Origin of the sequence: Bradyrhizobium genosp. SA-4 str. CB756 (assembly GCF_000473125.1) — a bacterium.
GTDB classification, from domain to species: domain Bacteria; phylum Pseudomonadota; class Alphaproteobacteria; order Rhizobiales; family Xanthobacteraceae; genus Bradyrhizobium; species Bradyrhizobium arachidis.
In genome coordinates, this window is the sequence record NZ_KI421499.1 from 772,943 (window position 1) to 795,056 (window position 22,114).

The window sequence follows — 22,114 nt, forward strand, 5'->3', positions numbered from 1 at the left end:
AGGCAGACATGACGACTGAAGCAGTCATCGTTTCCACCGCGCGCACCGGCGTCGGCAAGGCCTACCGAGGCGCGCTCAACAACACCGATGGTCCGACCCTGGCAGGCCACGTGATGGCCGAGGCCGTGAAGCGTGCCGGCATAGCGCCCGGCGAGGTCGAGGACGTGGTGATGGGCTGCGCCATGCAGCAGGGCACCATGGTGATGAACGTCGCCCGCAAGGGTGCGATCCGCGCCGGCCTGCCGGTCACCGTGGCCGGCACCACGATCGACCGCCAGTGTGCCTCTGGCCTGCAGGCGATCGCAGTGGCCGCCCGTTCTGTGATGCTCGACGGTGTCGAGATCGCGATCGGCGGCGGCATCGAGTCGATCAGCCTGGTGCAGAACGACCACATGAACCGCTTCCACGCCGTCGACGACGAGCTGATGGCGATGAAGCCCGAAATGTACATGTCGATGCTGGAGACGGCCGAAGTGGTCGCCGATCGCTACAAGATCGGCCGCGATCAGCAGGACGAATATTCGCTCGAATGCCAGCGCCGTGTCGGTGCCGCGCTTCAGGGCGGCCGCTTCAACGACGAGATCGTGCCGATCACGACCAAGATGGCCGTGGTCGACAAGGACACCAAGGAAGTGACGTATCAGCAGGTGACCTTGTCAAAGGACGAGGGCCCGCGTGCGGACACGACCGCGGAAGGCCTCGCCAAGATCAAGCCGGTGTTCGAAGGCAAGACCATCAGCGCAGGCAATGCCAGCCAGCTCTCCGATGGTGCATCGGCCTGCGTGATCATGAGCGACAAGATCGCGGCGCAGAAGGGCCTGAAGCCACTCGGCATCTTCCGCGGCTTCGTCGCCGCAGGCGTCGAGCCGGATGAGATGGGCGTCGGCCCGGTTGCGGCAATCCCGAGGCTGCTCAAGCGCCACAACCTCAAGATCGATGACATCGATCTCTGGGAGCTCAACGAGGCCTATGCGGTGCAGGTGATCTACTGCCGCGACAAGCTTGGCATTGATCCGAACAAGCTCAACGTCAACGGCGGCTCGATCGCGATCGGTCATCCCTATGGCATGACGGGGTCGCGGTTGACCGGCCACCTCCTGCTCGAGGGCCGGCGGCGCAAGGCGAAATACGGCGTGGTGACCATGTGCATCGGCGGCGGCATGGGTGCGGCCGGCCTGTTCGAAATCGTCCATTGATCGGAAACGGAGTTTTCACGTGAAGACAGCAATCACCGAACTGTTCGGCATCCAGCATCCGATCATCCAGGGCGGCATGCATTATGTCGGCTTCGCCGAGATGGCCGCGGCCGTATCGAATGCCGGCGGTCTCGGCATCATCACGGGGCTGACCCAGAAAACGCCGGAGCTCCTCGCCAAGGAGATCGCGCGCTGCCGCGACATGACCGACAAGCCGTTCGGCGTGAACCTGACCTTCCTGCCGACGCTGTCGGCCCCGCCCTATCCGGAATACATCGCCGCGATCCGCGAAGGCGGCATCAAGGCGGTCGAGACCGCAGGCCGCAGCCCGGAGGCCTATATGCCCGCGCTGAAGGCGGCCGGCATCAAGGTGATCCACAAATGCACTTCGGTGCGGCATTCGCTCAAGGCCGAGAAGATCGGCTGCGACGCCGTCAGTGTCGACGGCTTCGAATGCGGCGGTCATCCCGGCGAGGATGACATCCCGAACATGATCCTGTTGCCGCGGGCTGCGGATGAGCTCAAGATCCCGTTCGTGGCTTCCGGCGGCATGGCGGACGGGCGCAGCCTAGTCGGTGCGCTCGCAATGGGCGCCTCCGGCATGAACATGGGCACGCGATTCGTCGCCACCAAGGAAGCTCCGGTCCACGACAACGTGAAGCAGGCGCTGGTCAAGGCGACCGAGCTCGACACGGTCCTCGTGATGCGCGCGCTTCGCAACACCGAGCGCGTGCTGAAGAACAAGGGCGTCAGCGAATTGCTCGAGATCGAGCGCGAGAAGGGCGCAAATCTGAAGATCGACGACATCCTCGATCAGGTGGCCGGCGTCTATCCTAGGGTGATGGTCGACGGCCAGATGGATGCCGGGGCCTGGAGCTGCGGCATGGTGGTCGGGCTGATCCACGACATCCCGACGGTCAAGGAGCTGATCGATCGCATCATGGCGGAAGCGGAAGCGATCATCCGCCAGCGGTTGACCGGCTTCCTTGACGGCGAGGTCGAGACGCAGCGAGCGCGTGCGGTCGCCTGACGTAGGCCGGGATAGCTGACGGCGTCGCGACACCGACGCCTCAGCGGTGCGGAGAAAAGAACATCAGGGAGGAAGAGCATGCCCGTCGTCGGTAGCCATCAGTACCCCACCATGGAATCCGTGATCTACGGCAAGCCCGCGGCAGAGGCACTGCGGGAGGAGGCGGAGCGGCTGGGCGCCAAGCGTGTCTATCTGATCGCGAGCCGCACGCTCAACACCACGACCGACGAAATCGAGAAGATCCGGGCGGCGCTCGGTGCGCGCCATGCCGCGACCTTTGATGGCGTGCCCCAGCACACGACCCGGGACGTGGTGACGCAGATCGCGCGGCAGGCCCGGGATGCCCAAGCCGACCTCGTCGTTGCGATCGGCGGCGGTTCGGTGGTCGATGCGGCCAAGATCGTGCTGATGTGCATGGAGCACGAAATCTTCAAACCGATGGGGCTCGATGGGTTCGAGACCACGCCGGACCGCCGCTTCGGGCCATTCCGAACCCCGAAAGTGCGCATGATCGCCATCCCGAGCACGCTCTCCGGCGGCGAATACAATTCCGGTGCGCTGGTCACAGACACCGGCCGCAAGCTGAAGCAGATTTTCAATCATCCGATGATGATGCCGCGAACCATCATCCTCGATGCAGCGATCACGAAATACACGCCCGAGAAGCTCTGGCTGGGGTCCGGCACGCGCGCGATGGACCACGGCATCGAGGCGATCTGCTCCAGCCGTCCCAATGTGCTCGTCGACGCCGTGTGCCAGCAGGGCCTGCGCTATCTGTACGACGGACTCCGGCGCACCAAGGACAATCCGAACGATGAAGCGGCGCGGCTGAACTGTCAGTTGGGGTCCTGGATGTCGGCCTTCGGGTTGCAGTCGCGCGTTCCGATGGGGGCCAGCCATGCCATCGGCCATGTCCTCGGTGGGACCTGCGATGTGCCGCATTATTTCTGCACGGCCGTGATGATGCCAAGCGTGCTCCGATACAATCGCCCCGCCACGGAAGCCGCACAGAGGTTGGTCGCAGCGGCGCTTGGCGCACCGCAACGGGATGCCGGCGACGCTTTCGCGACATTCATCGCGGAGCTCGGCTTGCCGCGGAGGCTCGCGGATGTCGGCGTTGCCGAGGACCGCTTCGAGCTGATCGGCAAGAACGCAATGCTCTCGATCTTCACGCGGGCCAATCCTCAGCCGATCCGTGAGCCCGCCGACATCGTCAAGATTCTCAAATTAGCCGCCTGAAGAAGCGCCAAGTGTCCATCACGGCCTGCCGCACGGAAGGCCGCGCGCAAAAGCAACATTGGAGAAACACGTGATGTTTAGGAGCATCCGACTGGCCTGTGCACTCTTGATTGCCGCAGCCGCACCCTGCTGGGCGGGCGATCCGGTCGGCGTCACCGCAACAAGCATCAAGATTGGCGGCATCTTTCCGCTGAGCGGGCCTGCTTCCTCGATCGGCCAGGTCGGACATGGCGTGCTGGCGTATATGCGATCGGTCAACGAGCGTGGCGGCATTAATGGACGCAAGATCGACTATCTGATGCTCGACGACGCCTACAGCCCGCCGAAGTCGGTGGAGCATGCACGAAAACTCGTCGAGGGCGACGAAGTCGCGTTCATGTTCAGCCAGCTCGGTACCGCAGGCAACACTGCGGTGGCGAAATATCTGGCTGCCAAGCGCGTGCCGACGATTGCGATCGTCACTGGCGCGAGCAAGTTCACCAGTGTCAAGGACTATCCGCTGACCACCACCGGGCTCGTCAGCTATGACACCGAAGGGAAGATCTACGCCAAATATCTGATGCGCGCGTTGCCCTCGGCGAAATACGCCATTCTCTACCAGAATGACGATCTCGGCCGCGACTACGTCAGCGCGTTCAAGGCAGTTCTCGGCGCCGATTTCGACAAGCGCGTGGTCACCGCCAGCTACGAGGTCACCGAGCCGACGATCGACTCGCAGGTCGTGGCGCTGAAGAGCTCCGGCGCACAGGCGCTGTTCATCGCGGGCACGCCCAAGTTCGCCGCACAGGCGATCCGCCGGGCGGCCGAGACGGCGTGGAAGCCGACGATCCTGATCAATTTCCCGTCGTCGTCGATTGCCGGAACGATCAAGCCGGCGGGGCTAGAGAATTCAGTGGGCGTCATCGTCGGCACCTTCAACAAGGATCCAAACGACGAGAGCTGGAAGGACGACGAGGCCATCAAGGCCTATCGCGCCTTCTTCGATCGGTATCTAGCAGGCTCCGATATCACCAATACGAGTTATCTGACCGGTTATCAGCAGGGCATGCTGCTGGAGCAGATCCTCAAGCAATGCGGCGATGACCTCTCGCGCGAGAACGTCATCAAGCAGGCGAAGTCGCTGAAGAACTTCACGTTGTCGACAGCACTGCCGGGCATCCGGATCAACACCAGCGAAACCAACAACATGGTCTGGACGCAACTGCAGCTTCAGCGCTGGACCGGGAGCCGCTGGGAACCGTTCGGCGGGATTCTTGACGCGACCTCAGAGTAACCCATCTGTCGCATGACGTTCCAGGCCTCGAGGTGCGGTCCAACGAGGGCCGGAAACGATCAGGATGAATCCACCATGGCTGACCTGCGGATATTCTCCTACTTGCCGAACCCCCGGGTCTGGAAGGCGACCATCGCAGCGCGGTTCTGCGGCGTGGAGGTCGAGGTCAGAGGAGCTTCCCCCAAGGAGCTGCGGGACTGGTTATGGGACTATGACGCCCGCCCATTGGCGGAGCATGAACGCGTCTCGCTATCTTCGCTGGCGCGAACCGGCCGGGTTGGGTTGACCGGTTCGCAACTCTTCAAGACCGATGCGTTTATGGAAGCGCAGCCGTTCGGCAATGTGCCTGCCGCTTTCGGGCGTAATGGCAAAATCGGGATCTTCGAATCGAACAGCATCATGCGGGCGGTGGCACGGCTCGGCGAGTCGAAGTCCACGCTCTACGGGCACGATGCCTATGAGGCGTCCAGGATCGACAGCTTTCTCGACGTCAGCCTGGTGTTTGCCCGGGATTCGCAGATCTATCTCCTGGCGCTGTCGGGCGGCACGGTCGATGCGGCCGTTCACGCGCGAGCAAGGGAAGCGTTTGCGATCTATGCATCGGGGATCGAGCAGGCGTTGTCCCCGCGGCGCGAGGCACTGGTGGGTACGGGATTATCGCTGGCCGATATCTGCTTTGCCGCAGAGTTTGCGCTGTTCCTGAATGAGCATGCGCGGGCCAAGCAATTGCACAAGCTCGGGCTGGACAGGATACTGCATCCGGCAGTGCAGGATGAATATCCGCGGACCTTTGCTCATTTCGCTCGTCTCGTCGAGCACGTGCATTTCCAGCCTGATCTGAAGTCATACGTCGAAAAGCTGTTGGCGAAGGCTGGCAACTGACCTGCCGGCCGAACGTGGAGGACTTATCGCATGACCGCGCCTGTCTGCCTGATATCCGGCGTCGGCCCTGGCACAGGTTCCGCTCTCGCCAGACGGTTTGCCGAGGGTGGCTATCGCCTCGCTCTGCTCGCCAGGAACGAGGAGCGTCTCGCTGCCCTTGAGAAGGAACTGCCGGGCGCGAAAGGATTCCGCTGCGATGTTTCCGATCCCGAGCAGATCGACGCGGTAGGGTCGGCCGTGGAGCGCGATCTCGGCTATCCCGCCGTGGTCATCCACAACGCCGTCGGTGGTGCGTTCGGCACATTTCGCGAGATCGATCCATCGATCCTGAATCGCAATTTCCAGGTCAATACCATGGGACTGCTGTATCTGGCGCGGCGGTTCGTCCCCGCGATGGTGACGGCCGGAAAGGGTGCGATCGTTGCCACCGGCAACACCTCGGCCCTGCGCGGCAAGGCCGGTTTCGCCGGCTTCGCGCCGACCAAGGCGGCGCAGCGAATCCTCGCCGAAGCGATGGCGCGCGATCTCGGGCCACAGGGCGTTCACGTCGCTTACGTCGTGGTCGATGCCGTGATCGACCTCGAGTGGACACGGAAACGCTGGCCAGATCGGCCAGACGATTTCTTCATCAAACCGCGCGCCATCGCGGACGAGATCTGGCACGTCGCCCACCAGGATCGAAGCGCATGGTCGTTCAATGTTGAATTGCGGCCGTTTGGAGAAAGCTGGTAGCCGGGAGGAGTCGTTGCCGATGGCATCGCGCCGACTCGAGGCACTCTTTCGTCTCGTATTCCGGCGCTATGCCGAGAGATCATGGAGGAGGGTTGCGCAAGTGATCGCCTCGGGGGCGGTTTTCCCCCCACCACCGTCGCCGGCCTCTCTTGTCCGGGTTTGCTTCCCGCTGGTTGAAGCCCGCGGAGATGCCTTGCTGAACGTTTGCCCTGTCGTGGCCGCATATCACCGCCGCAATCGTTCCGCGCCCTCCGGAACATCCGTTCGTCGCTCGTATCGGTCAGTCGTGCCCAGTGTTGGAGCTGGAGATCCTAGCACGCCATCGCCCTTCAAAAGTGTCAAAGTCCTCTTTCAGTGCCAATGCTTGGGCATCTAAGGGATTGCCGGGCTTGTCAGCAATGACAATGCCTGGAGCTTCTCCGCGAGACCCGAATTCGGGAAGCCGCTCTGTGGGCCATTCCAGCAATGCTTTCGATAGCATCGGCTTGCCTGCGTACCAGCATTTTCGTCCGTCGATGAGACGATAGGACCACCATTGCCCGTGTGGATTTGGCGGCATCGTGGCGCTGCATTGTTGCTTAGCGTGTCCACTAGTCATTTCGAGCGATGAGAGCGCGGCAATGCCAACTGTTAAAGCAAACGATCGAAGGGGTTTGCTCATGGGCCGCGCTCAACTGCCGTGTTGCTGCAATCGACTTAAAGCAACGATCAATGCAGGCCGTTCGAGAACTTCCACCAACTTTTCAAGGATACGCGCATTATCCTTGGGACAGGGCTGAAGGTATTCTTCCAGTATGAGTTGCGCGTCGTTAATCGCTTCCAAGGCTAATTGCTGATCAGTCATTGCTGCTTACTCATCAATTATTGGCGCCTAGGGTAGCAGCGAAGGAACAGATCAAGTCAGCTTTGAGGAAGATCCCCGCTCTTCTCTTCACTTTTTATTTCAAATTCTCGCCGCCTCGTCGTGCGTCGCGGTGTCGTCTCGGCCCTGCAAGATCTGCCTTCTCCATCCCCGCGCGTCGGAATTTGAAAGTTGCCGCAGTGTGAGGTGCGCGCCGAGGACGCGGGCGCCGCCAGCGGTGATCTTGAAAGGGAACTCTTCAGCGGGAAATTCGATCGAGACGTAGCCGGTGGCGATGATCGGTCAGCAGGTGTGCGCCGCCGAGGACCGCGGCCAGCGTTCCTAGCCCGGTCCCGCCGGCAATCAAGAACATGATCAGCAATTGATATTTCACCGCATCGACCGGCTCGACGCCGGCCAGTATCTGGCCAGTCATCATCCCCGGGAGGGAAACAAGGCCGATCGCCGCCATGCTGTTCATGATCGGCATGAAGCCGCTTCTCAACGCATCCCGTATGACTGGTAGCAGGGCTTGGTGTCGGGTGCCGCCGAGCGCAAGACAAGCTTCTATGGCGGCTCGTTCGCGCACCAGACTATTTGTCAGCACGTCCAGGCCCAGGCTTATGCCGGTCATGGTGTTGCCCAGGATCATGCCCAGCAAAGGCAGCGCATAGCGCGGATGATACCAGGGATCCGGGCGTAGCTCCGTCAAGAGCGCGAACATCGTGACGGTACCGGCGGCGAGCAGCGTGCAGCCGGCGCCCAAGCCGTAGCTCCAAATGCCGGGTAGGCGCCGGTTCTGCCGCGCGACGATCTCCCGCGAGGCGAAGAGAACCATGATGGAGGCGGCGAGGGCGGTCCAGAGCGGCGATACCGTGGCAAACAGGAACGTCAGCACGTATCCCACCAGGACGAGTTGAAGCACCATGCGCACGGTCGCGATGGCCAGTTGCCTCTCAAGCTTGAGGCGGAGAACAAGCGAAAGAACGCCGTCCATGACGACGAGGAGGGCGGGCAGGACTAGATCACCATACGAAAGCTGGATGTACGTCACGGCCGGTTTTCCTCGATGCCACCATCGGGGCTCATCGCAAATATCCTTGACCCGACGCGGCGGGCTTGGGCATCGTCGTGGGTACTCCAGAGGACGCTCGTTCCATCCGAGACGCGTTCGGCAATCAGCGCTTCCACGGCCGCAGCGGATGCTGGGTCGAGGGCCGAGGTTGGCTCGTCCAGCAGAAGCACCCGCGATCGCAGCATGAGCGCCCGCACGAGCCCCAATCGCTGTCTCTCGCCGGTCGAAAGTCTCTGGATCGGCCAAGGTCCGCAGTCATCTGGCAGCCCCACGCGTGTGACCAGCAGCAGGGCGTCATCCCATGCCGTGAAGTGTTCCTGCACGATGTCGGACCACCAGCCAGGCTCGGCGGCGAGATAGGTCACTTGTCTTCGCCACGCGGGGGCGGGCATCGCTTCTCTGAGCGTTCCGTCAAGCTTGACCGTTCCTTCGTTGGGATCGAGATCCGCGATGGAGCGAAGCAGCAAGGTCTTTCCGACCCCTGAAGGTCCCTGCAGGGCGACGCACTCACCGTCCTGCAGGTCGAATGATACCGAGATGTGCAGGCGCTTGAGCCCGCTGACCGTCAGCATGCGTCAAAGCTTAAGCTGCAGCCGATCGGCAACCCGCCTGGCGATCTCCGCCGGCGCCTCGCCCGGGTAGGGATGGACCGAACTGACGTTGATCTCGCCGAGCACGTAGCTGTCGCTCCCATCCGCCTGGACGGGGCCGAGCATAAAGTCGGCGTCCCAGATCGCGGGGAGGTCATCTCGCGCGATGTCCAGCAGCGAGGTTAACTGTGGCGTCCACTCGTCCTCCATCAACCGACGCAGCCGCTGGAAGCGCGGGTCTGCGTTTGACGTGTAGAGCCGCGGTCCAGCTTCGGAACGCGCGACCGGCGAGTCGACCAAGGCTTTGACTTTGTGGTGACCGAAGCCGGCGCAGCGATCGCCCGCCATGTAGCAGCGGACCACGCCCTCGCTCAGGCGAGGCTGGAACGCCTGGTCGATCACGCTGCCGTTCTCGAAATACTCCGCGCAGCGACGGACAAAATCATCCAGCGTCAGTTCCTCGGGTGCGTCCTTGGTCGCGTCCAGCACCTTTATCATGGAGGAGGTCGGCAGCTTCTCGACCTTCCAGACGCCTTGGCCGCCGTTGCCGCGGTTGCGTTTGATCACGCGCGGTCCGCTCGCGAGCCGGGTCGGCAACTCGGCGCGCATCGCCGCGGCGGTTTGATACAGCGCCGTGTCTGATCCCCAGCCCATCGAACGGGTACGATAGAGGACTTCCTTGGTACCTATCTTGAGGATGACATCGGGATGGGCGCTCACCCATGCGCCCTGCGCTGCGACGTCGCGCAGCAGGGCGTCGAGACCGGCGCGGTTTCGGCCGTCTTGAATCGGGTTGACCCAGACGAGCACGCCGTCCACTGCGAGCAGTTGTTCGCGGACCGCGTCGGCGAAGCTTTCGTCGTAGATCGCGGGGCGCCCTTCCACGCCGACGGCGGCAAGCGCCTCGAAGACGTCGACGAAGCGGCCGTTTTTCGAGGTCGCGTCTCGACGCGCGATGGCGTCTCCTCGCGAGAGGATGGCGACGGTACGTCGGGGAGAGGGTTGTCGTTCGGTATCCATGCGCAAGCTCCACGTGTTGCGTGCTGCGCAGAACTTGGACCGAAGTCTCGCCGGGAGTCTGCTTGATCCCGCCCGGGCAGTCTACGTGAGGTCGCTTGGCCCCATCAAGTGACCATTCGTCCTTCGGGATGCAAAGTCGGGTTCGCGCGCCGAGACCGACTTCTGGGCCGATCCACGGCTGGTTCAATTAGGGCTTCGACGTGCGCGACTTGAAGGAAAGCAAGACGCTGCTGGACGAACTCGGCGGGTGAATACGTGGCAATCCGCTCGATCCAGGTCTTGCCGGCGGCATTGCTTTCGCGCCGCGAAAGCCAGGCGCGTCCGGCCGGAAAGGGGGGGATTGCTCGATCGGCGGAGGGCGCGGTTTCCCCGAACAGCTCGCGGGATGAGCCTGGTTGAGGCACCCACAAAGTGCCTGCCTCGGAAGGATCGGATGAGATATCGTAGGTTTGGTCGTGTGGGGAAAGGCGGTAGCGCCCCAGTGACTCGAACCCCCGACGTTTCCGATATCGATCTGCGCTAATCCCGACGCGCTCTTGCAGTTGGATGTTTCGCTGTAAGCCATTGATCTCTAATGATCGGATTTTGGCTTAGTTGGAAAAATTCTCTCGAAAAATCAACGGCCCGTAGCATGTCTCTTAATCGGCGGGTCCCAGGTTCGAGCCCTGGTGCGCCCACCATATTAATCAAGACCTTAGCGAGAGAAACCGTTTGAGAAGGCCACCTAAAACGGTTTTTCAAACGGTGTTTTTCGTCCGTAAGGATCTCCGCAGACATTCCTCACGCCGCCAGCGTGCGATTCAAGCTCGTTCGCTTTGTGCCGTGCCTGCCGCGCTGCGTTGACGACGCTTGGTGGTACGCTCGGGAGCAGGGCTCGTGGGCGGATTGTGCGGGGCTGGCTGATACCCCAGTCGGATCGACAGCAGCTCGGCATGGGTCATCACTGCACGTGCCAGCTCGGGCACACGTTCGGGCGTGACACGTCGGCTAGGGCCGCTCGCGCTGATTGCGGCGAAGACGCGGCCGGCGCTGTTGCGGATCGGCGCGCCGACGCAGCGGAGCTCAGGCTCGTGCTCGCAATCGTCGACCGAATAGCCGCGCGCCCTGATTGCCGCGAGCTCGGCCTTCAGCCGTTTCGGCTCGACGATGGTGTTCGGCGTGAAACGGGCGAGCCCGGCGCGGATGACGCGCTCGATCACGGCTTCGCTCTGGAAGGCGAGCGCGGCCTTGCCGACGCCGGTCGAGTGGCAGGGCGAGGCCTCCATCGTGATGACGGTGTTATGGGGCCGGGCAACCTGGTTGCGGCGGCTGACGAAGACCATCTGCGCACCGTCGAAGATGCACAGATGCACGTCCTCGCCGGTGAGCTTGGCGAGCGTGTCGACGAAGGGCGGCGCCTCGCGATAGAGCGGCAGGTTCGTCAGCGCGTTGCCGCCGAGCTCGAACAGCTTCAGGCCAAGCCGGTAGCGATCCCGGCTGGCGTCCTGCTCCAGGAAGCCGACGCTGCGCAGGCTGTCGACGATACGATGCACGGTCGTACGGGGCAGGCTGGTGCGCCGCGCGATCTCGACGACGCTGAGCTCCGGGTCGCTCGAGGAGAACGCCTCGAGCACTTCCAGCATCTTGAAGAGCGACTTCACGCTTTGTCGACTGCTGTCGGCGCTCGTCATGTCGGGACCTTCCGGGCGACGTGGCCTTGCGAAGCGCAGGCCGCGATCAGGACCCCGGCTTAGACGGAATCGGGCGCGGCGGCAATGCGGCCGCGCCCGTTGTCGAATCCTCACTCGGCCGCGACCAGCCTCACGCTGCCTTCGACCTCCATCAGCGGCTTGAGCGCGGCGGCGATCGCCTCCTTCTGCCGGCTGGTCGGCGCCGGCATCGGTTGCCGCGGCAGGCCGCTCGGCGAACCCTGGAGAGTGAGGGCATGCTTCACGCAGGCCGGCAGGTTGTCGCCGACGATGGTGTTCCAGAACCGCAGCAGACGCTTGTGGATCTCGATCGCAGTGGCGTGGTCGCCGCGCTGGACAGCGTTCCACAGCGCGACGCAGGCGCCGGGCACGGCGGCCGGGTTGGCCGCGATCGTGCCGTGCGCGCCGAGCGCGAAGGACGGGTAGAGCAGCGCGTCGACCGCGGTCAGCACCACCTTGCCGGCAGGTACGTCGAGCAGCAGGTCGGCCATCAGCTTGAGGTCGCCGGCGCTCTGCTTGACGCCGATCACGCCCGGCAGCTCCTTCATGATGCGCAGGAGCAGCGCAGGGCTGAGATAGTTCCAGGGCACGACGTTGTAGATGATGACCGGCTGCTTGACCGATTCCGACAGCGTCTTGAAGTGGCCGACGGTGGCATCCTCGTCCGGCTTGAACAGATAGTGCACCGGCGTGATCTGGAGCGCGGCGACGTTGACGTGCTCCACAGCACGGGCGCGGGCGATGGCTTCGCGGGTCGAGTTCGCGATGATGCCGGCGACGAGCGGCACCTTGCCGTTCAGCTCTTCCGCGCAGGCCTCGATCAGGCGGCGGAATTCATCAGCAGTGAGCGTGTGACCCTCGCCGGTGCTACCGCCGACACAGAGGCCATGCACGCCCTTGTCGAGCAGGAACTTTACCTGGCGGCGAAACGCCTTCTCGTCGATGTCGCCGTTCTGGTCGAACGGCGTGGTGAGGGGCGGAATGATCCCGGTGATCTTCGCTGGCATTTTTTCCTCCTTTGATTGTCCGGAATGTGAACATTCGAATACGACAAATGATCGCATGGCGTCAAGCATGGTTAGTTATGCGCTGGATTTCTAGCGCTATGAATTAGAACGAATGGCAAGCCTTGTCGAAAAATCTCCTTGACATGTGGGATAAGTCGCTGCTCATGATGTCCGCAATACGGACAAAATGTCCGCGGGGCCGTGCCCTGCCGAAGTCGGGAGATGACGTCATGAGCGAGATGGTTGGATCGATCGGGGCCGGCGCTGTTGCGGATCAGTCGTCCGCTGCGATCAAGGCGCGGGAGTCGAGCGACATCCGCAAGGTTGCGGTGGCAAGCGCCATCGGCAACATGATCGAGTATTACGACTTCACACTTTACGCGACCGCGACTGCGCTCGTGTTCAACAAGATCTTCTTCCCGAGCACCGATCCGCTGGTTGGCTCGCTGCTTGCCTTCGCTACCTTCTTCGTCGGCTATTGCGCGCGTCCGCTCGGCGGCGTGCTGTTCGGCCATTTCGGCGATCGCGTGGGCCGCAAGACCGCGCTGCTCCTCACCATCCTGATCATGGGGCTCGGCACGTTCCTGATCGGACTGATGCCGACCTATGAGCAGGTCGGCGTTGCCGCGCCGATCTGCCTGATCGGCCTGCGCCTGCTGCAGGGCATCGGCATCGGCGGCGAGTATGGCGGCGGCATGGTGATGACGGTCGAGCATGCGCCGGCCGACCGGCGCGGCTTCTTCTCCTCACTCGTCCATATCGGCGTGCCCGGCGGCTTCCTGATCCCGATCGCGCTGCTCGGAATTCTCTCGACCTCGATGAGCGAGTCCGACTTCCTGGCCTGGGGCTGGCGGATTCCGTTCCTGTTCTCCATCGTCCTCGTTGGAATCGGCGTCTTCATCCGCTTCCGCATCGCCGAGACGCCGGCGTTCAAGCACGTGCTGAACGAGGAGGGGGCTGCCAGTGTGCCTGTCGTCGAGGCTGTGCGCAACCACGCCGGCAACATCCTGTTCGGCATCGGCGCGAAGATCGCCGAGAGCGGTCTGTTCAACATCTACGCGGTGTTCGCGATTACCTATTGCAAGACCAGACTGGGTCTTCCGAGCCAGACCATCCTGAACGGCGTCCTGGTCGGCTGCGCGCTGGAATGCGTGGCGCTGCCGGTGTTCGGCGCGCTGTCGGACCGGATCGGGCGCCGCACCGTCTATGTCGGCGGCATGCTGTTCCAGGTCGTGCTCGCGCTCGTGTTCTTTCAGATGCTCAACACCGGCCACACCGGCATGATCTGGCTCGCGATCGCACTCGGTCTCGCGCTTGGCCATGGCTCGGTCTACGGCGTGCAGGGCGCCTATTTCTCGGAGCTGTTCCCGGCGCGTATCCGCTACAGCGGCCTGTCGCTGGTGCAGCAGCTCGGCCCGATCCTCGGCGGCGGCCTGTCGCCGCTGGTCGCAACCGCCCTGCTGGCCGAATACGGCTCCCCCGCCTGGGTCGCCGGCTACATGGCTGCCATGGCGCTGCTCTCGGCCGCCTGCACCTTCGGCCTGCGCCCACTGCGCGCGGGCGCTTGAGGTCCGACGTCCTGCTTTTGAATCACCCGCCCGATCGAGGCGGGGCTCGTCAAAACATCGGAGGAAATTCCATGGTGTCTCCCGTGCACGTCTCTCGACGCAGTCTGATCCAGGCGCTCGCGCTTGCGCCGCTTGCCGCCCCGGCCATCATCGGCCGTGCCCATGCCGCCGATCCCATCCGCATCGGCATCTCAGGCCCGATGACCGGCCAGTTCGCCCAGAATGGCCAATGGATGAAGAATGGCGTCGCGATCGCCGTGAAGCAGGTCAACGACAAGGGCGGTATCAAGGGCCGCATGATCGACGTGCGGATCGCCGACGATCTTGGCCCGAACCCGACGGCTGCGGCCAACGCCGTCACCAAACTCGCGACGCAGGACGAGGTGGTGGCGCTGGTCGGCCCGCACTACACGCCCGGCATTCTGCCGAACGTGCCGCTGCTCGGAAAATACAAGATCCCGGCTCTGACCGGCGCGACCGGGCCGGTCGTGACCCAGCAGGGCAGCCCCTGGGTGTTTCGCGTCCGCCTCAACGACGCGATCGGCGCGGATCTGCTGGTGAAATACGTCACCGAAGATCTGCAATGGAAGAAGATCGGCCTCGGCTACGTCAACACCGCATTCGGCCAATCCGGCATCGCCGTGGTGAAGGCCTCGCTCGCCAAGCGCAATGTCGAGCCGGTGCTGGTGCAGGCCCATACCGATGCGACCAAGGACTACACCTCGCAGATCCTTGCCTTCCAGCAGGCGGGCGTCGACGGCATCATCGTCTGGACCGACGACCAGCCGGCCGGCCTCATCGCCAAGCAGAGCAAGACGCTCGGCGTGAAGTTCGGCATTGCCGGCAATACCGCGTTCTCGCAGCCGATCTTCCTCGGCCTTGCCGGCGAGGGCGCCGACGGCTGCATGGCGATCGGCGAGTTCGTCAAGGACAATCCCGATCAGCGCGTGCAGGCCTGGAAGAAGCTCTACGCCGCGGCCTATCCAGGCGATGAGCCGGAGCTCTATGCCACCGTCTATCACGACGCCGCCAGGCTGATCATCACCGCGATGGAGCGCGCCAACGCCATCTCGGGCGAGGCGATCCAGAAGGCGCTCACCGAAATCCGCGACTTCCAGGGCATCGTCACCCGCTACGGCTGGACCGACAACGGCGACATGACCCATTCCGGCATCATCACCAGGGTCGCCGGCGGCAAGCCGGAGATCGTCAAGGTCATCACGAGCTGATGCGCGTGGCCGCCGAAGATCAGGCGGCCGACGCCCGCGATGGGATCATGCGATGTTGCAGACATTCATTCAAATCGTGCTGGTGGGATTGGCGGTCGGAGCAGCCTATGCGCTGGTGGCGCTCGGCTACACGCTGATCTGGAACGCGGTCTCACTGGTCAACTTCGCGCAAGGTGACCTCGTGATGCTGGGCGCCTTCGTCTCCGTCGGCTGGCTCGCCAACCGTCTCGGCATGCCGCTGTGGCTGAACCTCGTCACCATGCTGGTGATCCTCGGCATCTTCGGCGCCGCGCTCGCCTGGGGCATCTATCATCCCTTGCGCAACGCGCCGCAATTGTCGGCCATCGTGGCAACGCTCGGCCTGTCCATGGCGCTCCAGAACATCGCCGTGATCATCTGGGGACCGCAACCGCTCAACTTTGCCGGCCCGCTCGGCACGACCTCCGTCCACCTGTTCGGCTCGACGATCTATGCGCAATATCTCGTCATCCTGGCCGCGCTCGCAGCGATGATGGCGATCCAGCACGTGCTGTTCCAGCACACCGCGCTCGGCCGCGCCATGCGCGCCACCGCGCAGGATGCCGAGGCCGCGCGCCTGATGGGTATCCCGACCGCGCGTATCATCGCCTTCATCTTCGCCTATGCCACCATGCTGGCGGCACTGGCCGGCTGGCTGATCGCGCCGCTCTCCTACGTCTCGTCCGACATGGGCGTGAACCTGTCGCTGCGCGCTTTCGCGGCGACCATTCTCGGCGGCTTCGGCTCGATTCCCGGCGCGCTCGTCGGCGGCCTCGCCTTCGGCGTGATCGAATCGGCGGGATCTTTCTACATCTCCTCCGAATATATCGACGTCATTGCGTTCGGCGTGCTGATCGCGGTGCTGATGTTCCGCCCGCAGGGCATTTTTGGCGAACTCGAACTGGAGCGTCCCTGATGTCCGCCGATGCAAACGCCTTGACGATGCGCGCGCTCGCCGTCCTGGTGATCGCGACTGCGATCCTCTGCGGCCTGCTGCTGCCCCGGTTCCTGTCGGTGTACTATCTTCAGGTCGCCGACGTGACCCTGATCAACATCCTCCTGGTGCTCGGCCTCAACTTCATCCTGGGATTCGGCGGTCAGATGTCGCTGGCGCAATGCGCCTTCTTCGGCATCGGCGCCTACACCTTCACCTTACTCCAGGCCGCGGGCATGCCGGTGCCGGTCGCCGCGGTCGGCGCGATCGCGCTCTCCGCTGCGGTCGGGATGGCGCTGGGCTGGCCGACGCTTCGTCTGAAGGGCCATTATCTCGCGCTGTGCACGCTCGCTTTCGCGCTGATCGTCGAGCGCCTGCTGGTGAACTGGGAAGGCCTCACCAATGGTGCCAACGGCATCACCGCGATCCCCGGCATCGGTCTTGCCGGCGAGAACGACAAGATGCTGTGGGTTCTGCTCGCCATCGTGGCGATCGCCTATCTACTCCAGGTTTGGATCGCGAACGGCCCGCTTGGCCTGCGCATCCGTGCGCTGCGCGACGATCCGCTCGCCGCGCAAGCCGTCGGCGTCGACATCTCGCGGCTGAAGATCATGCTGTTCGTGATCTCGGCGGCCTATGGCGGTCTCGCCGGCATCTGCTACGTGCTGCTGCGCGGCTATATCAGCCCCGACGTGTTCTCCTGGCAGTCGACCTTCTCGTACCTCGCGATGGCGGTCGTCGGCGGTCTCGGCAGCCCGCTCGGTGCGGCGCTCGGCGCGATCCTCTACACCTTCGTGCCGGAGCTGCTGCGCTTCATGCAGGAATATTACTTCGCTGTGTTCGGCGTGATGGTGATCCTCGTCATCACCTTCTTCCCCGCAGGCCTCTCCGGCATGGTCATCTCCGTGGTCCGCAGCCTGCGTCGCCGCGAGAAATCCTTTGCACGATCGGATGTGACGCATCATGAACGCGCTGCTTGAACTCACCGGCGTCACCAAGCGCTTTGGCGGCCTGACCGCGCTCGAAGGCGTCTCGCTCTCGGTCGGACAAGGTACCATCCATGCGGTGATCGGGCCCAACGGCTCCGGCAAGACCACGCTGTTCAACATCATCAGCGGCATCTACACCCCGACTGAAGGCGAGGTGCGCTTTGCCGGTGCGGCAGTGACGTCGAAACCGCTGCATCAGCTCGCCGCGATGGGGCTGGCGCGTACGTTTCAGAACACCCGCCTGTTCGCCTCGATGACCGTGCGCCAGAATGTGCTCGCGGCGCGGCACGGGCGGGCGCATCCCTGGCGGTTCGACCAGGAGAACGCGCGCCGGGTCGAGGAGATAATTCAGTTCGTCGGCCTCGCCGACGTTGCCGATTCCAGCGCGGCCTCGCTGCCACAGGGGCAGCGGCGCCTGCTCGAGATCGCCAAGGCGCTGGCGCTGGAGCCGCGCCTCGTGCTGCTCGACGAGCCGCATGGTGGTCTCAATCACGCCGAAACCGCGCGCCTGATCGAGGTGATCCGCCAGATGCATGCGCGCGGCATGACCATCCTGCTGATCGAGCACGAGATGGAGGTGGTGATGACGCTCGCCGACCGCATCACCGTGCTCAATTTCGGCAAGGTTCTGGCCGAGGGGACGCCGGCGGAGATCCAGAAGAACGACGTCGTCATCGAGGCCTATCTCGGCCGCGCCGACCGCGAAGCCGAGCTTCACGCGCAAGTCGGCCGCGCCAGTGAGGGCACCGGCGCGCCGCTGCTGGAAGTCGCCGATCTCACCGTCCGCTACGGCGACATCGAGGCGGTGCGGAAAGTCTCCCTCAATGTCGGCACCGGCGAGTTCGTGACGCTGCTCGGCAACAACGGCGCCGGAAAATCCTCGACGTTGAAGGCGATCGCGCGGCTTGCGCACGCGTCCGGCTCGGTGCGTTTCGCCGGCCACGAACTGACAAAGGAGCCGACCGAGCGGCTCGTCGGCATGGGGTTGGCGCTCGTGCCGGAACGCCGCCGCCTGTTCGGCGGCCTGACCGTGATCGAGAACCTCAAGATCGGCGCCTATGGCCGTCCACATGCCGAGCTGGCCCGGTTGATCGAGGAGATGCTGGAGCTGTTCCCCAATCTCAAGCGCCTGTCGGCCTCGCTCGCCTTCTCGCTCTCCGGCGGCGAGCAGCAAATGCTGGCGATCGCGCGCGCCTTGATGAGCCGTCCGCGCCTGCTGCTGCTCGACGAACCTTCGTTGGGGCTGGCGCCGCTGCTGGTCGAGCAGGTCTTCGGCAAACTTGTCGAGGTCAACCGGCAGGGGACCGCGATTCTGCTGGTGGAGCAGAACGCGCGCATGGCGCTGTCGGTCGCGCATCGCGGCTACGTGCTGAGTTCGGGCCGCATCGTCGCGGAGGGAAGCGCCGCCGAAGTTGCGCGCGACCCGCGCCTGATGGGCGCCTATCTCGGCCACGGCGAGGCTGCGGAATAGGCCTCGGGATCAAATCAGTGCTCACGATCGCAGGCGACGTCGCGGGCAGGCACGGCATGGCCGTGCGCATTGTGGTCGCTGGAGTTGTCCGATGAAGAAATTGATGAATTCCCCCGACGCCTTCGTCGACGAGATGCTCGCGGGCCTCGTCGCTGCCCATCCGTCGCTGGCGCAGGAGGGCCGCGTCATTCGCCGTACGGGTGGAACGAAGAAGGGCAAGGTCGGCATCGTCTCCGGCGGCGGCTCCGGTCATCTGCCGCTGTTCACCGGCTATGTCGGCGACGGCCTGCTCGATGCCTGCGCTATCGGCGACGTGTTCGCGGGTCCCTCGGTCGATTCCTGCATCCAGGCGATCCGCGCTGCCGACGGTGGCGCCGGCGTGCTGCGGCTCTACGGCAATTACGGCGGCGACCGCATGAATTTCGATCTTGCCGGCGAAATGGTCGAGATGGACGGCATCCAGACGACGACCGTGCTTGGCACCGATGACATCGCCTCGGCCGCGCCGGAGGACAGCGCCAAGCGGCGCGGTGTCGCCGGCATCATCTATGCCTACAAGATTGCGGGCGCGAAGGCCGACGCCGGCGACGGCCTCGCTGAGGTGACAGCCACGGCGCAGGCCGCCGTCAATGCCTGCCGCACCATCGGGGTTGCGCTCTCGCCCTGCCAGATCCCCGGCGCGGCGAAGCCGACGTTCGAGCTGGGGGCCGACGAAATCGAGATGGGCATGGGCATCCATGGCGAGCCCGGCATTTGGCGCGACAAGCTGCGGCCGGCGGACGAGATCGCCGACGAGATGGTGCGGCGCCTGCTGGCCGATCCCGTCGCGCACGGGTCGGACCGCGTGTCCGTGCTGGTCAACAGCCTCGGCGCGACGCCACTGGAGGAGTTGTTCATCATCTATCGCCGCGCCGCCGCGCTGCTGAAGAAGGAGGGCCTCGCCATCGTGCGCCCCTTGGTCGGACACTACGTGACCTCGATGGAGATGGCGGGATTGTCGATCAGCATCATCCACCTCGATGCTGAACGCGAAAAGCTGCTCGCTGCGCCCTGCGCCTGCCCCTTCTGGAGGGGTTGACGTGGCGATCACGGCGAACGAAGTCCGCCACGCCGCTGACCGCGCCAGGGAGGCCGCTGCGCTTGCGCAGGACGATCTCAACGCCGCCGACGGAAAGATGGGCGACGGCGACACCGGCGTGATGCTGCGCCGCCTGTTCGAGGCCATCGCCGCCGCCATCCCCGATCAGGAGACGGATATCGGCAGCGTCTTCCAGGCCTGCGCGAAAGCCTGTGCCAGCGGCACCGGGTCGAGCCTGGGAACGCTGGTCACCGTCGCGATGATGACGCTGGCCAAGGCGACGAAGGGGCGCGGTGAAGTCGGCTGGATCGAGCTCGGCCCATTGCTGGCATCGGTCCGCGATCAGATGATGGCGCGCGGCGGGGCGATGCTCGGTGACAAGACCGTTGTCGACATGGTCGATGCAGTCGCCGTGGCGCTCGTCGACGTCAGGACGCGCAAGGAGGCCGCTGAAGCCGCGCGAAAAGCCGTCCGCGAAACGCTCGATGCGTTTCGTAACCGTCCGAACCGGCTCGGCCGCGCCCGCATGTTCGGCGAGCGCACCATCGGGCTCGACGATCCCGGCATGCTCGCCTTTTCGCTCCTGCTGGTCGCCGTCGCGGCTTGATACGCGAAGGGCGCTCGTGCAGATGGGGGGAGAAAAAGGAGGCCGACATGAATGCCCATGCCCTGCTGCGCCCGGCACTCGGGACAATTGCCGAGGTCAAGACAAGGCTCGCCGAGCGCTTGGGCGCGCGGGTCTCGGCCGCGCAGGCAGTGCTCGATCAGCACAGCCATGGCGAGGGCCTGCCGGCGATCGGCGTGCCCGATCTCGTGGTCTTCCCTGAGACCAATGAAGAGGTCGCCTTCATCCTCACCCTCTGCAACGAACGTCGCGTGCCGGTGACGCCGTTCGGTGCGGGGTCATCGCTCGAGGGCCAACTCGCCGCGCTCGCCGGCGGCATATCGTTGGACATGGGCCGCTTCGACAAGATCCTGGACGTCTCGCCCGACGCGCTCGACTGCCGGGTTCAGGCCGGCGTCACCCGCGAGGCCCTCAACGCGCAGGTCCGCGATACCGGGCTGCTCTTCCCGGTCGATCCCGGCGCCAACGCCTCGATCGGCGGCATGGCCTCGACCCGCGCTTCCGGCACCAATGCGGTGCGCTACGGCACCATGCGCGAGAACATTCTCGGCCTGACCGTGGTCACGCCCGACGGCCGCATCGTGCGCACCGGCAGCCGGGCGCGAAAATCCTCCGCCGGGCTCGATCTCACGCATCTCTATGTCGGCAGCGAAGGCACGCTCGGCGTCATCACGGAAATCCAGCTCAAGCTTTACGGCCTGCCGGAGACGATCGTCGCCGCGGTCTGCCAGTTCAATTCGCTGGAGGGTGCGGTCGCCGCTGTCGTCGCGGCGCTCCAGTCCAACCTGAGGATGGCGCGCATCGAGCTGCTCGACGAGGTGCAGATGCGCGCCGCGATCCGCTATTCGAAGCTCGACTATGTCGAGACGCCGACGCTGTTCCTCGAATTCCACGGCACGCCGGCTGGCGTGCAGGAGGAGGTCGAGATGATGCAGGCGATCACGGCGGATCATGGCGGCGGCGAATTCCGGTTTGCCGAGCGTCCCGAGGATCGCAACCGCCTCTGGAAGGCGCGCCACAATTCCTACCAGGCGGTGATGGCGCTGAGCCCGGGCAAGAACAATATGGGCACCGACGCCTGCGTCCCGATCTCGGCCCTGCCGGCCTGCCTCCTGGAAACCAAGGCGGATATCGTCGCCTCTGGACTGACCGCGCCGATCGTCGGCCATGTCGGTGACGGCAATTTCCATCTCGGCATCCTGTTCGATCCCAACGACGCAGATGAGACCGAGCGTGCCGAGGCGCTCGCCTTCCGCACCTCCCGGCGGGCGATCAGCATGGGCGGCACCTGCTCGGGCGAGCACGGCGTCGGGGTCCACAAGATCGTGCACATGCAGACCGAGCACGGCGAAGGCGTCGCGTTAATGAAAGCGATCAAGCGGGCGCTCGATCCGAACGGGATCATGAATCCGGGGAAGATCTACCCGTTGATCGACTGATCTTGCTGGCGAGCACGGCAGGACTCGAAGGTGCAACCCCACCGTCATGAGCGACGCGCGCAAGGTGAAAGGGGGAAATCGAGAACTTTGGTTATTCCGAATTTGGTCGAGCAGGACTCCGGCTCCGGCGAACTTGGCCAAATCCCTCCGTATAGTATAGTGTGTCAATTGCATAAGGGGCGCTGCCAAA

Annotated in this window: 21 protein-coding genes; 14 read left to right on the forward strand and 7 right to left on the reverse strand. The window is 64.2% G+C overall.

Annotation, left to right across the window (positions count from 1 at the left end):
• Positions 1 to 8 precede the first annotated feature (8 nt).
• From BRAGE_RS0103715 to BRAGE_RS0103740, 6 genes are all read left to right on the forward strand, one after another.
• Positions 9 to 1,196 (forward strand): acetyl-CoA C-acyltransferase, encoded by a 1,188-nt coding sequence (locus BRAGE_RS0103715; protein ID WP_027564488.1) that lies wholly within the window; start codon positions 9 to 11, stop codon positions 1,194 to 1,196.
• Between the two features lie 19 nt (positions 1,197 to 1,215).
• Positions 1,216 to 2,226 (forward strand): NAD(P)H-dependent flavin oxidoreductase, encoded by a 1,011-nt coding sequence (locus tag BRAGE_RS0103720; RefSeq protein WP_027564487.1) that lies wholly within the window; start codon positions 1,216 to 1,218, stop codon positions 2,224 to 2,226.
• A gap of 78 nt (positions 2,227 to 2,304) precedes the next feature.
• Complete coding sequence (locus BRAGE_RS0103725; RefSeq protein WP_027564486.1) at positions 2,305 to 3,465, forward strand: iron-containing alcohol dehydrogenase; 1,161 nt, start codon at positions 2,305 to 2,307, stop codon at positions 3,463 to 3,465.
• A gap of 73 nt (positions 3,466 to 3,538) precedes the next feature.
• A complete protein-coding gene (locus tag BRAGE_RS0103730) occupies positions 3,539 to 4,738 on the forward strand; it encodes an ABC transporter substrate-binding protein (protein ID WP_027564485.1) in 1,200 nt (399 codons plus the stop codon).
• A gap of 75 nt (positions 4,739 to 4,813) precedes the next feature.
• Positions 4,814 to 5,620: a glutathione S-transferase gene (locus BRAGE_RS0103735; RefSeq protein WP_027564484.1), complete on the forward strand. Its 807-nt coding sequence runs from the start codon at positions 4,814 to 4,816 to the stop codon at positions 5,618 to 5,620.
• Between the two features lie 30 nt (positions 5,621 to 5,650).
• Positions 5,651 to 6,352 carry an SDR family NAD(P)-dependent oxidoreductase gene (locus tag BRAGE_RS0103740; RefSeq protein WP_027564483.1) on the forward strand — a complete coding sequence of 234 codons (702 nt, stop codon included), beginning with the start codon at positions 5,651 to 5,653 and terminating at the stop codon, positions 6,350 to 6,352.
• A 280-nt stretch (positions 6,353 to 6,632) separates the two neighbouring features.
• On the opposite strand, the gene BRAGE_RS47680 is transcribed toward BRAGE_RS0103740, so the two are convergent.
• The 7 genes from BRAGE_RS47680 to BRAGE_RS0103765 all read right to left on the reverse strand — a co-directional run bounded on the left by BRAGE_RS47680 (position 6,633) and on the right by BRAGE_RS0103765 (position 12,573).
• Positions 6,633 to 7,013 (reverse strand): hypothetical protein, encoded by a 381-nt coding sequence (locus BRAGE_RS47680; RefSeq protein ID WP_231164099.1) that lies wholly within the window; start codon positions 7,011 to 7,013, stop codon positions 6,633 to 6,635.
• Between the two features lie 9 nt (positions 7,014 to 7,022).
• A complete protein-coding gene (locus BRAGE_RS55685; RefSeq protein ID WP_167336480.1) occupies positions 7,023 to 7,196 on the reverse strand; it encodes a hypothetical protein in 174 nt (57 codons plus the stop codon).
• Positions 7,197 to 7,452: 256 nt separating this feature from the next.
• Positions 7,453 to 8,247, reverse strand: coding sequence for an ABC transporter permease (locus BRAGE_RS0103745; protein ID WP_027564482.1), 795 nt, complete (start codon positions 8,245 to 8,247; stop codon positions 7,453 to 7,455).
• Positions 8,244 to 8,840 carry an ABC transporter ATP-binding protein gene (locus BRAGE_RS0103750; protein ID WP_027564481.1) on the reverse strand — a complete coding sequence of 199 codons (597 nt, stop codon included), beginning with the start codon at positions 8,838 to 8,840 and terminating at the stop codon, positions 8,244 to 8,246. The genes BRAGE_RS0103745 and BRAGE_RS0103750 overlap by 4 nt, the downstream gene beginning before the upstream one ends.
• 3 nt (positions 8,841 to 8,843) lie before the next feature.
• The gene (locus BRAGE_RS0103755) at positions 8,844 to 9,878 is read right to left on the reverse strand and encodes a Cj0069 family protein (protein WP_027564480.1); all 1,035 of its coding nucleotides are present in this window, start codon (positions 9,876 to 9,878) and stop codon (positions 8,844 to 8,846) included.
• An 800-nt stretch (positions 9,879 to 10,678) separates the two neighbouring features.
• Positions 10,679 to 11,548, reverse strand: coding sequence for an IclR family transcriptional regulator (locus BRAGE_RS0103760; protein ID WP_028146195.1), 870 nt, complete (start codon positions 11,546 to 11,548; stop codon positions 10,679 to 10,681).
• Between the two features lie 110 nt (positions 11,549 to 11,658).
• Complete coding sequence (locus BRAGE_RS0103765) at positions 11,659 to 12,573, reverse strand: dihydrodipicolinate synthase family protein (protein WP_027564479.1); 915 nt, start codon at positions 12,571 to 12,573, stop codon at positions 11,659 to 11,661.
• 230 nt (positions 12,574 to 12,803) lie between these two features.
• Here BRAGE_RS0103765 and BRAGE_RS47685 point away from each other — a divergent pair, with 230 nt between their 5' ends.
• The 8 genes from BRAGE_RS47685 (at position 12,804) to BRAGE_RS0103805 (ending at position 21,924) form a co-directional block, all read left to right on the forward strand.
• Positions 12,804 to 14,141 carry an MFS transporter gene (locus BRAGE_RS47685; protein ID WP_063617236.1) on the forward strand — a complete coding sequence of 446 codons (1,338 nt, stop codon included), beginning with the start codon at positions 12,804 to 12,806 and terminating at the stop codon, positions 14,139 to 14,141.
• A 71-nt stretch (positions 14,142 to 14,212) separates the two neighbouring features.
• Complete coding sequence (locus BRAGE_RS0103775; RefSeq protein ID WP_027564478.1) at positions 14,213 to 15,370, forward strand: ABC transporter substrate-binding protein; 1,158 nt, start codon at positions 14,213 to 14,215, stop codon at positions 15,368 to 15,370.
• 52 nt (positions 15,371 to 15,422) lie between these two features.
• Positions 15,423 to 16,304 (forward strand): branched-chain amino acid ABC transporter permease, encoded by an 882-nt coding sequence (locus BRAGE_RS0103780; RefSeq protein WP_027564477.1) that lies wholly within the window; start codon positions 15,423 to 15,425, stop codon positions 16,302 to 16,304.
• A complete protein-coding gene (locus tag BRAGE_RS52385) occupies positions 16,304 to 17,302 on the forward strand; it encodes a branched-chain amino acid ABC transporter permease (RefSeq protein ID WP_027564476.1) in 999 nt (332 codons plus the stop codon). The genes BRAGE_RS0103780 and BRAGE_RS52385 overlap by 1 nt, the downstream gene beginning before the upstream one ends.
• Entirely contained in the window at positions 17,286 to 18,782 is a 1,497-nt protein-coding gene (locus BRAGE_RS52390; protein WP_027564475.1) for an ATP-binding cassette domain-containing protein, read from the forward strand. Before BRAGE_RS52385 ends, BRAGE_RS52390 begins: the two co-directional genes overlap by 17 nt.
• Positions 18,783 to 18,873: 91 nt before the next feature.
• Complete coding sequence (locus BRAGE_RS0103795) at positions 18,874 to 19,860, forward strand: dihydroxyacetone kinase subunit DhaK (RefSeq protein ID WP_027564474.1); 987 nt, start codon at positions 18,874 to 18,876, stop codon at positions 19,858 to 19,860.
• Position 19,861: 1 nt separating this feature from the next.
• Positions 19,862 to 20,467 (forward strand): DAK2 domain-containing protein, encoded by a 606-nt coding sequence (locus BRAGE_RS0103800; protein WP_027564473.1) that lies wholly within the window; start codon positions 19,862 to 19,864, stop codon positions 20,465 to 20,467.
• Positions 20,468 to 20,514: 47 nt separating this feature from the next.
• Positions 20,515 to 21,924 carry an FAD-binding oxidoreductase gene (locus BRAGE_RS0103805; RefSeq protein ID WP_028146196.1) on the forward strand — a complete coding sequence of 470 codons (1,410 nt, stop codon included), beginning with the start codon at positions 20,515 to 20,517 and terminating at the stop codon, positions 21,922 to 21,924.
• The last annotated feature ends 190 nt before the right edge of the window (positions 21,925 to 22,114 follow it).